This window comes from Suicoccus acidiformans, assembly GCF_003546865.1.
Classification (GTDB): domain Bacteria; phylum Bacillota; class Bacilli; order Lactobacillales; family Aerococcaceae; genus Suicoccus; species Suicoccus acidiformans.
Map to the genome: position 1 here is coordinate 465,353 of NZ_CP023434.1, position 12,029 is coordinate 477,381.

General features: G+C 36.9%; 12 protein-coding genes and 2 pseudogenes. 10 read left to right on the forward strand and 4 right to left on the reverse strand.

Annotated elements, in window-relative coordinates; genetic code table 11:
- Positions 1-26: 26 nt before the first annotated feature.
- The 9 genes from CL176_RS02290 to CL176_RS02330 are packed head-to-tail and all read left to right on the forward strand — an operon-like array spanning position 27 to position 8,180.
- Positions 27-854: a ribokinase gene (locus CL176_RS02290; protein ID WP_118989869.1), complete on the forward strand. Its 828-nt coding sequence runs from the start codon at positions 27-29 to the stop codon at positions 852-854.
- Positions 826-1,224 carry a D-ribose pyranase gene (rbsD, locus tag CL176_RS02295; protein WP_118989870.1) on the forward strand — a complete coding sequence of 133 codons (399 nt, stop codon included), beginning with the start codon at positions 826-828 and terminating at the stop codon, positions 1,222-1,224. The genes CL176_RS02290 and rbsD overlap by 29 nt, the downstream gene beginning before the upstream one ends.
- Positions 1,225-1,254: 30 nt before the next feature.
- Positions 1,255-2,742: a sugar ABC transporter ATP-binding protein gene (locus tag CL176_RS02300; protein WP_118989871.1), complete on the forward strand. Its 1,488-nt coding sequence runs from the start codon at positions 1,255-1,257 to the stop codon at positions 2,740-2,742.
- Complete coding sequence (locus tag CL176_RS02305) at positions 2,739-3,698, forward strand: ABC transporter permease (RefSeq protein ID WP_118989872.1); 960 nt, start codon at positions 2,739-2,741, stop codon at positions 3,696-3,698. Before CL176_RS02300 ends, CL176_RS02305 begins: the two co-directional genes overlap by 4 nt.
- 27 nt (positions 3,699-3,725) lie before the next feature.
- Complete coding sequence (locus CL176_RS02310) at positions 3,726-4,658, forward strand: substrate-binding domain-containing protein (protein WP_118989873.1); 933 nt, start codon at positions 3,726-3,728, stop codon at positions 4,656-4,658.
- A gap of 21 nt (positions 4,659-4,679) precedes the next feature.
- Entirely contained in the window at positions 4,680-5,108 is a 429-nt protein-coding gene (locus tag CL176_RS02315; RefSeq protein ID WP_118989874.1) for an RbsD/FucU family protein, read from the forward strand.
- 14 nt (positions 5,109-5,122) lie between these two features.
- Positions 5,123-6,418, forward strand: coding sequence for a hypothetical protein (locus CL176_RS02320; RefSeq protein WP_205528125.1), 1,296 nt, complete (start codon positions 5,123-5,125; stop codon positions 6,416-6,418).
- Between the two features lie 37 nt (positions 6,419-6,455).
- Positions 6,456-7,919 carry an FGGY-family carbohydrate kinase gene (locus tag CL176_RS02325; protein WP_118989875.1) on the forward strand — a complete coding sequence of 488 codons (1,464 nt, stop codon included), beginning with the start codon at positions 6,456-6,458 and terminating at the stop codon, positions 7,917-7,919.
- 18 nt (positions 7,920-7,937) lie between these two features.
- Positions 7,938-8,180 carry a PTS sugar transporter subunit IIB gene (locus CL176_RS02330; protein ID WP_118989876.1) on the forward strand — a complete coding sequence of 81 codons (243 nt, stop codon included), beginning with the start codon at positions 7,938-7,940 and terminating at the stop codon, positions 8,178-8,180.
- 439 nt (positions 8,181-8,619) lie between these two features.
- On the opposite strand, the pseudogene CL176_RS02340 reads toward CL176_RS02330, so the two are convergent.
- Positions 8,620-9,159: pseudogene (locus CL176_RS02340) on the reverse strand (IS1634 family transposase); the annotation flags it as partial.
- A gap of 115 nt (positions 9,160-9,274) precedes the next feature.
- Between CL176_RS02340 and CL176_RS02345 the strand changes: the two are divergent.
- Positions 9,275-10,722, forward strand: a pseudogene (locus tag CL176_RS02345) (IS1182 family transposase).
- 186 nt (positions 10,723-10,908) lie between these two features.
- Here the strand turns inward: CL176_RS02345 and CL176_RS02350 are convergent.
- The 3 genes from CL176_RS02350 to CL176_RS02355 are packed head-to-tail and all read right to left on the reverse strand — an operon-like array spanning position 10,909 to position 11,719.
- Positions 10,909-11,307, reverse strand: coding sequence for a DDE-type integrase/transposase/recombinase (locus CL176_RS02350; protein ID WP_162890781.1), 399 nt, complete (start codon positions 11,305-11,307; stop codon positions 10,909-10,911).
- Between the two features lie 5 nt (positions 11,308-11,312).
- Complete coding sequence (locus CL176_RS12175; RefSeq protein WP_162890782.1) at positions 11,313-11,489, reverse strand: hypothetical protein; 177 nt, start codon at positions 11,487-11,489, stop codon at positions 11,313-11,315.
- Positions 11,490-11,536: 47 nt separating this feature from the next.
- On the reverse strand, positions 11,537-11,719 hold the full coding sequence (locus CL176_RS02355) for a helix-turn-helix domain-containing protein (RefSeq protein ID WP_118989880.1): 183 nt from the start codon (positions 11,717-11,719) through the stop codon (positions 11,537-11,539).
- Positions 11,720-12,029 lie beyond the last annotated feature (310 nt).

The window sequence follows — 12,029 nt, forward strand, 5'->3', positions numbered from 1 at the left end:
TTGCGCTAAACTCTCCACAAGAAACGATTGAGGGGAATGATATTGCGTTTTCATTTGGAGGGAAAGGAGCTAATCAGGCTATTGCAGCTGCAAGATTAGGCGCCTCGACTACAATGATTGGTGCTGTGGGTACTGACGTATTTGGAGATAATTTAGTTGAGAACTTAAAAGAGAATAATGTAGACACATCCAAAGTAATAAAGGTTGATATCGCGTCAGGAACAGCTTTGATTCAGTTAATCGAGAAAGATAATTCGATTATTTATATTCCAGGTGCAAATGCAAAGTTTGCAGTTGAAAATTTAAAAGAGTATGAGGAATTCATTCTGCAAGCGAAAATCGTTATTCTTCAGAATGAACTAACCATACAAGTTGTAGAGGCAGTCATAGATTTATGCTATAGAAGAAACATAGCAGTACTGTATAATCCAGCTCCTGCTAAGCATATTGATAAATCATATTTAGACAAAGTTTCTTACTTGACCCCGAATGAGACAGAATTTTCTGTGTTATTTCCAAATCAGACTTTAGAGGATGTTTTGAAGAAGTATCCGAATAAAGTGATTGTAACTCTTGGTTCAAAAGGAGCAATTTTTCACGATGGTGCTTCTATTCAAGAAATCCCAGCAATTTTTACAGAGAATGTTGTAGATACTACAGGAGCAGGCGATTGCTTTAATGGTGCTTTTGCCGCTGGTATCATTAACAATCTTGATATTGAAAACGCTATTAAGTTTGCAAATATAGCCTCGTCCATCTCTATCCAGCATTTCGGAGCCCAGTCGGGATACCCAACCATTAATCAGATAAAGGAGCATCCTCAGTATGAAGAAGCATGGAATTTTAAACAGTGAAATTTCAACAGTTTTATCTCAAATGGGTCACACAGACCAACTAACAATTGGTGACTGTGGTTTACCGATACCCGATGAAGTTAAGCGTATTGATCTCGCACTAAAAGCGGGTAAACCAAGTTTTATTGAAGTGCTATCAATATTATTAGAAGATATGCACATCGAGAAAGTGATTCTTGCTGAGGAAATTAAGCTAAATAATAAAGATGTGCATAGGAAGATGTTGGATATGTTGCCAGATGACATTGATATAGAATATGTTAGCCATGAAACATTTAAGTCTAAAACAAGTTCTTCCAAAGCTATTATTCGTACAGGAGAAATCACTCCGTTTTCGAATATAATTCTGCAATCTAACGTTTTCTTTTAGTATATAACGTAGTAATAAGGAGTGATTATAGTGCATGTTCAGATGATTGATATTGAGAAGTCTTTCGGCGACAATAAAGTACTGCATAATGCATCAATTGAAATCAAAGAAGGAGAAGTTCATGCTTTAATGGGTGAAAATGGGGCAGGTAAATCAACATTAATGAATATCCTAACGGGTGTTCACCATAAAGATAATGGCCAAATACTAATTAATGGAAAAGAAACTGAGTTTATTGGTCCGAAAGAGGCTGAAGAGAATGGAATCGCTTTTATCCATCAAGAATTAAATGTCCTTACAGACATGACTGTAGAGCAAAACATGTTCTTAAATAAAGAAATAAAAGGAAGCTTTGGTATACTTAATGAAAGAGAAATGAAGAAACAATCCAAAGAAATATTGGATTCATTGGAAACGGGTATTCGGCCGGAACAAGAAATGTCAGAATTATCTGTTGGACAACAGCAGATGGTTGAAATTAGTAAGGCATTAATGTCAGAAGTTGATGTCATTATTATGGATGAGCCTACAGCAGCATTAACTGATACTGAAACAAAGAAACTCTTTGAGGTAATTGATACCTTAAAAAGACGAAATGTCTCAATCGTATATATTTCACACCGAATGGAAGAAATCTTTCAAATTTCTGACCGAATCACTGTAATGCGAGATGGAAGATATATTGACACAAAGAATACTCACGAAACCAACGATGATGAGCTGGTTAAGATGATGATTGGACGAGAGTTGACGAATCGTTATCCATCGAGATCAACTAAAATTGGTGATGTTCGCTTCGAGGTTATAGATCTTTCGCTAGAAGAAATGGTTAAAGATATTACTTTCGATGTGAGAGCGGGTGAAGTCCTAGGTTTTAGTGGACTTATGGGATCTGGGCGATCTGAAATTATGCATGGTATTTTCGGTAGTGTACCATTAGCATCTGGACAAATTATTATTGATGGTGAGACTGTAAAGGTAAATACTCCACAAGAGGCAATGGATGCCGGTATTGCATTTGTAACGGAGGACAGAAAATCAGAAGGACTCCTGCTAGATAAAAGTATTCGAGAGAATTTAACACTCACAAACTTCGATGAACTAGCACCTAATGGATTCATTAAAGAAAAAGAAGAGAAAGATTTAGCGAATTCTGCTGTAGATATGTTTAAAATTAAAACGTTTAATATTGAAACTGAAACAGGCAATTTGAGTGGTGGAAATCAACAGAAAGTCGTCATTGCTAAATGGGTTCTTTCTAATCCTAGAGTCTTAATATTAGATGAGCCTACACGTGGTGTCGACGTTGGAGCTAAAGAAGAGATTTATCAAATAATTAATGACTTAACTGAACAAGGCATTGCAATTATCATGGTCTCATCAGACTTACCTGAAATTATTGGCATGAGTGATCGAGTTGCTGTAATGCGCGAAGGTGATTTAAGAGGTATCTTAGAAAAAGAACAAATATCTGAAGAGAATATTATGACATTAGCAACAGGAGGGATACTCAAATGAGCGAGACAAGTAGAAAAAGAATAAACACCCAGGAATTGGGTGCAGTAATTGCGTTAGTTATATTAGTACTAGCATTAGCCTTTATTAGTCCAGAGTTTAGAACGCTTGATAATATTCTAAACCTACTTCGTCAAGCATCAACAAATGGCTTGATTGCATTCGGTATGACGGTTGTAATTCTGACAGGTGGTATTGACTTAGGTGTAGGCCCAATCTTAGCCTTAACAGGAGCTTTAACAGCAGGCATGATTGTGAACTTAGGCATTCCGGTACCAGTAGCTATTTTGATCGCTTTAGTTGTTGGATTACTTCTAGGTGTAGTAGGAGGTGTTTTAGTTGGTAAAGCAAGGCTACAACCTTTTATTGCGACTTTAATCACACAGACTGTTTATCGTGGCTTGACTCTAATTTATACCGATGGTCGCCCAATTTCAGGTATTACAAGCCCTGAATACGCTGGAGCGAATGTACTAGAATTTATCGGCCGGAAAACTGTTCTAGGTATACCAACACCTATTATTATTATGGCGATTGCTTTCATTCTAATATATATTTTACTTAATAAGACATCTTTGGGTCGACAGATTTATGCAGTTGGATCAAATGAGAAGACGGCGAAACTTTCTGGTATCGATACTTCAAAAGTAAAGGTATTCGTATATACACTTTCAGGTTTGATGTCTACGATTGCCGGATTGATTTTAATTTCACGGTTAAACTCTGCTCAGCCTACTTTAGGTACAGGGTATGAGCTTGACGCAATTGCAGCTACAGCTATTGGTGGTACGAGTATGGACGGGGGGCGTGGTAAATTAACTGGGACACTTATTGGTGTATTAATTATTGCAGTATTGAGTAATGGGATGAATATCTTAGGCATCAACTCGTATCTGCAAGATGTTGTAAAAGGTTTAGTTATTCTGTTCGCTGTGTTGTCTGATAGACGAAAACAATAATCATTTAAAAAAAGAGGAGAAAATAAAATGAATACTTTCAAGAAAATATATAGTTTAGTAATGGCTTTGATCTTATCTTTAGGTATCTTCAGTGGACTTACTTCTGTCCAAGCACAAGAAACAGCAAAAGTTGGTTTCTCTATTTCAACATTAAATAATCCTTTCTTTGTCTCTATGGCGGATGGTGCGGAAGAGAAAGCTAAAGAACTAGGTGTTGAATTATCAATTGTTGATGCAGGAAATGATACTGCCAAACAAGCGACTGATATTGAGGATTTAATTAGCACTGGCATTGACGTGTTAGTTGTAAACCCTGAAGACTCAGCGGCTGTAGGTCCATCTGTTCAAATGGCAATTGATGCGGGTATTAAAGTCATTGCTGTTGACCGCGTTGTCGAAGGCGCTGAGATTGATACATATATCGGTACTGATAATGTTCTTGCAGGGGAAGCAGTTGGTAATTATATGTTAGAGAATGTGCTTTCAGGAGAAGATGAAGTTGTAATTTTAGAAGGTATACCCGGAGCTTCAAGTGCAATTGATCGTCAAGAAGGTTTTAATAATGCTTTGGAAGGTAATGTTAATATTGTTGCTTCACAGACAGCAAACTATGACCGTGCTGAAGGGATGACTGTAACGGAAAACTTACTTCAAGGAAACCCGAATGTTAAAGCAATTATTGCGGCTAACGATGAAATGGCACTTGGTGCAATCGAAGCAGTAAGTGCTTTAGGTAAAGTGCCGGGTGAAGATATTTATATTACAGGATTTGACGCAGGAGAAGATGCAGTTAAAGCTGTTGAAGCAGGAACAATGATTCTTACAGTTGAACAACAAACTGTTTTAATGGGACAATTAGCAATTGAAACCGCACAAAAAATGGTTAATGGAGAAGAAGTAGAAGCTGAAATTCCAATTGATGTAACGATTCTTGATAAAGCTGAATTAGAAAAACAATAAAAAAATAAGAAGGGGTATCATATGTTAAGGAATATTCCTGATATCATCTCACCTTCACTAATGCAGCATATGATGGAAATGGGTCATTCGGACAAATTGGTTATTGTCGATGCTAATTTTCCTGCATTCTCACATGCACAAAAACTAGAGGTAATGAATGGAGTTAAAACTGATGAACTACTGGAAGCAATTTTAACTTTCTATCCTCTAGATGATTTCATTAATGACCCTGTATATCTTATGAATCATAGAGCAAGCGAACCCATACCTGAAGTATGGGTTTCTTATAAAGATATTATTAAGACGAAAGATTTTAGTGGAGCGTTTGATGAATTTCATTATCTGGAACGTTTAGATTTTTACAAAGAGGTTGAAAATGCGTATTATGTTGTTCAAACAAACGATACGAGACGTTATGCAAATATAATATTACAAAAAGGTGTTTGTTAAAGGAGGAAGATAACATGAATCAAAAAGATATTATTATGAAATCTCAACAAGAACTTACAGAAGTATTAAACAAAGCGGCAGAAGAAGACAATCTAGTCGGCACAAATATAAGAAATGAAGAAAAACTTGTTGAGGAAACATTTGAGAGAAATGATGGTATCTTCCGTATGTTCCCATCATTTGTTCCGAGACGATTTGGTAAGGCTGGGAAACGGTTGAAACTTCATCCAGATGATTATTTCGTTTTTGGAATGCATCGTGGTTCTATTACTGAGCGTTGGTTCTCATCCACAATCGCAGCGCAAAATGGTAAAGAGGCTAAGGCTGATGAAGGGTTGAGTTATGTAAGTGTTGGCTTTGATACTGACGATAAATTTTCTTTGAAGTATGCTGTTGAAGTTTTACAGGATAAACTTGTTGGACAAGAACTTTGGAATGAATATAATGGATGGCCAATGTATTCTAAGTTTTTCGATAATTTAAATCCGCTATTCCATCATTTACATTTAGGTTTTGAAGATGCTGCAAAGGTTGGAAAACTTGGAAAACCAGAAGCATATTTCTTTCCGCCGCAGTTGAACAACCATTTTGGAGAGTCAGGTTATACTTACTTTGGTTTTGATCCAGATACAGATCCTGAAGAAGTTAAAGAGCGTATTCGCAAATTTGCAACAGATGATACAAGAATCACTGAATTATCGAGGGCTTACCGGATTGAATTAGGAACGGGTTGGTATACAGCACCTGGAGTAATTCATGCGCCAGCATCCGTTCTTACTTATGAGCCACAATGGAACTCAGATGTTAACTCAGTATTTGAAAACACTGTGTCAGGGGAGATTTACCCACCAGAAATGTTAGATGAGGAACTCCCTGAAGATCAACAAGGTAATATTGATGCTGTCTTTGATCTACTTGATTGGGAGAAGAACGTTGATCCTCATTATAAAGCTAGCAACTTTAGACCTCCAATTACTGAAACAGATACGGACGCTTATAAGCAAGAGTGGATTACATATGGTAACGAGTACTTCTCAGCTAAGCAATTAACAGTTTACCCTGGGCAAACTGTAACTATTAGCGACGGAGCAGCTTACGGATGTATCGTAATTCAAGGTTATGGTCAATTCGGAAACTATAAAGCAGAGTCACCAACGTTACTACGTTTTGGACAACAAAGTTCAGATGAGTTCTTCGTTTCTCATGATAAAGCGACTACAGGTGTAGAAATCACGAATAATAGTGATGTAGAACCGCTGGTTATTTTGAAGCACTTCGGACCAAACTGCCCGAACGTTCCAAAAGTATAGGGAAGATTTAGATTAATAAAGAAGATAAGGTGGTATAATGAGTTATTATTTGGTAGTTGATAATGGCGGAACAAACATTAAGGTTGTCTTATTTGATACCAAAGGCCAACAGATTGTGTCCAATTCATTTCCTACACCAAGAGTAGACTTTTTGCCAAATCAAAGAGAAGTTGAAATGGATGGTATGTGGCAACTCATAGCCACGGCTATTCGAGAATTAATAATTGAAAATGCAATTAACCCTATGACAATTAAAGGATTAGCGACTGTCGGTCATGGAAAAGGTGTCTATGTTCTGGGTGAACATGGGTCCTACTTACGTAATGGAATCCTCTCTACGGATAATCGAGCTTATCAAGAAGCAGATTATTTTAAAGGAAAAGCTACTGATTTGCCGCTACAACCCATATTAGCGACCAATGCACCTGTTTTATTATTTTGGTTGAAACGGAATGAGCCAGAGATATACAAAAAAATTAAATATTTTTTTAGTGCAAAAGATTTTGTTCGTTACAAATTAACAGGTTCTTATCATACAGACTATACAGATGCTTCAAGTAATAATTTGCTTGATATATATAAGAAAGACTATGATGCCCAAATATTTGATTTCTTTGAGATAAATGAATTATACGAGAAACGATCTCCGTTAGTTAAATCCACAGATATTTGTGGATACGTATCAGCGGAAGCAGCTGCTTTGACAGGTTTAGCTGAAGGGACACCTGTTATTGGTGGGATGTTTGATATTGATGCAAGTGCAATTGCTACTAATGCATTATCACCAAAATATATTAGTGTTACGGCAGGGACGTGGAGTATCAATGAATATTTAGCAAAAGAACCTGTCGAAACAGAAGATTTTATTATGAATTCGATATTTGTTGACAAAGAACACTATCTTATTGAAAGTTCAAGTGCGACATCAGCGGGAAATTTAGATATCATTGCAAATCTGATATTTGATAATAAGGTAGATATTTATGAGCAAATTGCTAGACTTATAGAAGATACTTCACCGGAAAAGAATGATCTTATTTTCTTGCCTTTTCTATATGGAAGTCATTCACACTCCTTAGCTAAAGGTTCATTTATTGGATTGGATTCCTCAGTTGAACGAAAAGACATCCTAAGAGCCGTTTATGAAGGTGTAGCATTCTCGCATCGATTCCACTTGGAAAAATTGCTAGCTAAGAAAAATACTGAAACAGAAGGAATTAGATTAGCGGGAGGTATCGTGAATTCACAACAGTGGATTCAGATTCTTGCTGATGTTATTCAATTACCAATTGAAATCGTAGAGGCTAATGAGCTAGGTGGCTTAGGTGGTGCGATTTCTATTGCTGTAGGTTTAGGCGAATTTGACACGCTTCAGTCGGCGGCAGATGAAATGAGTCAAATAAAAGAAAGAGTATTACCTAATAAATCTCTTAAGAGTGTTTATGATAAGAAGTATGATAAATATATTAAAGCTCTCAATAATCTAGAAGATATTTGGTAAAAGACAGGAGATGTTAAAATGGATAATAGTCAGATTGCAACACAAATCGTTGAAAATATAGGAAAAGAAAATATTATAGACTTTACAAAATGCGCTACAAGGTTAAGATTCAAAGTTAAAGATGAATCGATTATTAATTCTGCTCTTATTGAGGCACTTGATGGAGTTTCTGGTACAACATTCCTGAATAATCAATTTCAGGTGTTTGTAGCATTAGGAAAAATCCAGAAAGTTTTCGAAGAAGTGAAAGCTATTGTGTAGTATCGGACTTTTAATTTGACAAATGAATTTGTAATTATACACACGCTTGCAATTGGTGCAGGAGATTTGTGTAGGTAAGTAGTTCGAATGAATTAAATAAAAATTTCTAATTCCACTACGTACATCATCTTATTCCAAATTATCACTTCTACTCCTATTTGTTTAAGATTTTTTATTTTGACTCTTTTATAAAAGGTATTAGAAGCAATATAATGAATGTGCTTTTTATTAGTAGATTGTCTATTTATATGTTCTAATACGAACAACATAAGGATGGGTGCTGATGTACCTGCATCCATCTTTTATTGGTTCTTTGTCAAATCACGTTGGTGAATTCTTATTAAGAGACTGTAAGATAAGTTAATAACAAAAATCACCAAGAATGTTGTTAAATCGACATTCTTGGTGATTTTTGTGGTATAATATAGTGAAAAAATTTCTAACTTAAATTGACAATCGAGATCTCATTAAATTCTTTGTCACCAATAAATTGATAGTCTGTTCGAAAAGGAAAGATAGAATGTAATAGATCCATTAAATGTGTACGTTGATACGCAGGGATATATCCCTCGCCTTGTATTTCAAACCATCTCATCTCTTCTAAGCATTGTAAAATCTCGGAACAAGTATATTGATTGCCTAATAATTGGGAGATGATACGATACACAAGAAGGGCAATGAAACAGACTAAGAAGTGAGTCTCTATACGAGTGTCACGATGTAGATAAACAGGTCGTGCTTTAAATTCTGTTTTCATTATCCGGAAACTTTCTTCTATTTCCCAGCGCTGGGGATTAATTGCGACGATTCTTTCAGTATCGCCTTCTAAATTAGTGCATACGCAATAAAAGCCATCATATTTAGCTTCTTCAGCAATTTTCTTCTCATTGAGTGTATAAACAGATTCATCAGCCACCTCCCCATTTTGTGTAATATTGACTTGTTGAATAAAGCGGGTCGGACTGTTTGGGAGGCTGCTGAAAAACCCCAAATAAGCGTTCCAAAATATCCGAGAGATTCGGTATTTTGGAACGCTTTTATGATATAACTATACTAAATGGAGGTGTCATAAATGCTGGTAAAATCAAACATCTTTGCTCTTAAGTTCGTACTCAGAGTTATATGATTTATTAATTCCTGAGGATCATATTCTTCGTCAAATGAATGACAGGGTGGACTTTAGCTTCATTTATGAGGAGTTGTCTACCAAATATTCGCCCGACAATGGTCGTCCTGCTGAAATGCTCCATTCAGTTATTTAAATATCTACTCCTTAAGGCAATGTATGATTTATCGGATAGAGATCTTGTTGAAAGAGCGCGGTATGACATGTCCCTTAAGTACTTTTTGGGCTTAGCCCGGAAGACATCCCCATTGACGCATCTACGCTCTCGAAATTTCGACGCCAACGTATTAAAGACGAGATATTTCTAGATATACTTATTCAAAAGTCTGTTAAGATAGCGCTTGATGAAGGTGTACTCGAAAGTAAAGATCTAATTATGGATGCCACGCATACTCACTCAATTTATAAATCGAGAAAACCTCAAGAAGTTCTCCATGAACGTGCCAAACAATTACGTAAAGCTATTTATAAAGTAGATGACTCAATTAAGGAAGAGCTTCCACCTCGTCATGATGAAGACAATCGACAAAGTGAGCTTGATTACTGTCAATCACTCATCCAAATGATGGAACATAAGCCAGAATTACTTGCTTATGAAGCCATCAAACAAAAGTTAAACCGTTTAATTGAATCAGTGGAAGATGATTTGAACAATTTACACTCTCTAAGCAAGGACGATGCGAAACTTGGGCATAAGTCTGCAGATAGTTCATTCTTCGGATATAAGACCCATATGGGTATGAGTGGCGATCGAATTATTACAGCAGCTATTGTAACATCTGGCGAGAGAGCAGATGGCTCTGAAATGAAGCAGCTCTATGAAAAGTCACGTAATAATGCATGGAAATTGAAGCGATCATAGCAGACAAAGCATACTCTGGTAAGCGCAATATTGAATATGCTTTAAAACATATTTTTGATTTAGTCTCACAATTGAATTCTGCTGTTATGGACGGTTATCGCAAAGATGAAGATAAATGGGATTATAACAAGGATGCTGAACGCTACCAATGTCCTGCAGGTCACTTAGCTATTTGCAAAGCTCGCCAAGGAAGAAAAGGTGCCAAAGAAAATCAACGTGAGGTCTATTTCTTTGATGTGGAGAAATGTAAGATATGTCCAATTCAAGAAGGATGTTATAAAGTAGGCACGAAGTCCAAATCATATTCTGTAACTATTCAAAGTAACTTACATCGACATCAAGCGAATTTCCAGGAAACAGATCGATTTAAAGAGAAAGCTAAGACGCGCTATATGATTGAGGGCAAGCATGGTGAATTAAAGAACCGACATGGTATGAAACAAGCCAAAAGTGTCGGTTTATTAGGCGTGACTTTACAAGTAGGTGCAACCATATTCATAACGAATATGAAGCGAATAATCAAATTAAAGGAAGAAAAAGAAGCAAATAAGTAAAATAATAGAGGCAATGAGTCACACGATTGAATTGGTGAAACTCATGACCTCTATTTTTTACGATTGTTGGGTCCCGCTCATAGAAATACGTGAGGTTTATCAGCAGTCTTCACTTCTTTGGGTCTCTTTTTTGTGATTTCATGCTTACGGTGATTTCCCGTACGATCTAACCAAGCCAAGGAACGTTTATTCAATCGTCAACATTGGTATATAGTCTACTATCTGTGAAGTTGTTCTTAACGTATTAACCACACTTTCTATCTTTCCTTTTGATTCTTGAACTGCCCCACGACAGAAGGTTGCCTGGAACCCACTCTCATGCACATACTGCTGGAAGGCGTTCGTCAAGACAAAGTTTCCGGCATTCTCATCTACACTGATAATACGGTCTTGATCGTAGATGATTTCTTCCGTTCGCCCACCATAGAAGGCGAATGCCTTCTCATGTCCCTCAATGGCATCTGCCGTGGTAAAGGGATGGTCTTTCCAGACTGTGTATTTGTGGCGTGAATGCGATAGGACAAAGCATATGACATATAATTTGATGGTTTCTCCTGACTGAGTTTCTTGAGTACATTCCCCCAATCGACTTACATCTGCTTGCCCATGGGCAATTCAGGAACGGCTTCATAATTACGAAGCTTAGCTTGCTTTGGAATCCGATACCGCTCCCTTAAATCTGCCACATAGAGACAGACGGTATTGTCACCCACTTCAAGGTCTGAAAATCGTTCGAGCAACCAATCTTTAACTTGTGCTGCACTCATATGAGGATAAGCTCTCAACCAATCCAGGATATTCTCTTGATAGGCATCTAATATTTTTGCTTTATGCCTTGATCCATTAATTCCTCCTCTGCTTCTTCAAATGTCATCTTCAAGTATTTCCTGACGGTTGGTCTTGACAAGCCCAACTGCATCGCAATCTGAGAAATACTGAATCCTTTCTTCTTTAATCTATGAATTTCAACATCCATGACATTTTTCCTAGTCTCCATATTACTCACCTCGTTCAATATTGATGATAATATTGAACGAGATGACGTATCTGCTGACCAGGGAAAGTGGAAAAAGTTATTTAGCAGAATCTGGTAACTCTAGCTTAGCATTTACACAGCGACATGAGTAGAAAGTTATCGTGCTTACCTGGGAGGTCTCATGGTCGTCATAAGACGTAGTAACAACGAACCATGAGAAGTTAGCAGAAGCCATAGTAGGCAATAAAGTTATAGAAGAGCTGAACAACAATTCATCTTGAAATAGACAAGGAGATAGATGTCGGCTTCTCAATGACCGAAATCACCCACG

What these genes read in the sequence shown, in the direction of transcription:
- CL176_RS02325 (WP_118989875.1), top strand. Translation starts at nt 6,456, where the DNA reads ATGAGTTATTATTTGGTAGTTGATAATGGCGGAACAAACATTAAGGTT.
- CL176_RS02315 (WP_118989874.1), top strand. Translation starts at nt 4,680, where the DNA reads ATGTTAAGGAATATTCCTGATATCATCTCACCTTCACTAATGCAGCAT.
- CL176_RS02330 (WP_118989876.1), top strand. Translation starts at nt 7,938, where the DNA reads ATGGATAATAGTCAGATTGCAACACAAATCGTTGAAAATATAGGAAAA.
- CL176_RS12175 (WP_162890782.1), bottom strand. Translation starts at nt 11,489, where the DNA reads ATGAGTGCAGCACAAGTTAAAGATTGGTTGCTCGAACGATTTTCAGAC.
- CL176_RS02305 (WP_118989872.1), top strand. Translation starts at nt 2,739, where the DNA reads ATGAGCGAGACAAGTAGAAAAAGAATAAACACCCAGGAATTGGGTGCA.
- CL176_RS02320 (WP_205528125.1), top strand. Translation starts at nt 5,123, where the DNA reads ATGAATCAAAAAGATATTATTATGAAATCTCAACAAGAACTTACAGAA.
- CL176_RS02355 (WP_118989880.1), bottom strand. Translation starts at nt 11,719, where the DNA reads ATGGAGACTAGGAAAAATGTCATGGATGTTGAAATTCATAGATTAAAG.
- rbsD (WP_118989870.1), top strand. Translation starts at nt 826, where the DNA reads ATGAAGAAGCATGGAATTTTAAACAGTGAAATTTCAACAGTTTTATCT.
- CL176_RS02310 (WP_118989873.1), top strand. Translation starts at nt 3,726, where the DNA reads ATGAATACTTTCAAGAAAATATATAGTTTAGTAATGGCTTTGATCTTA.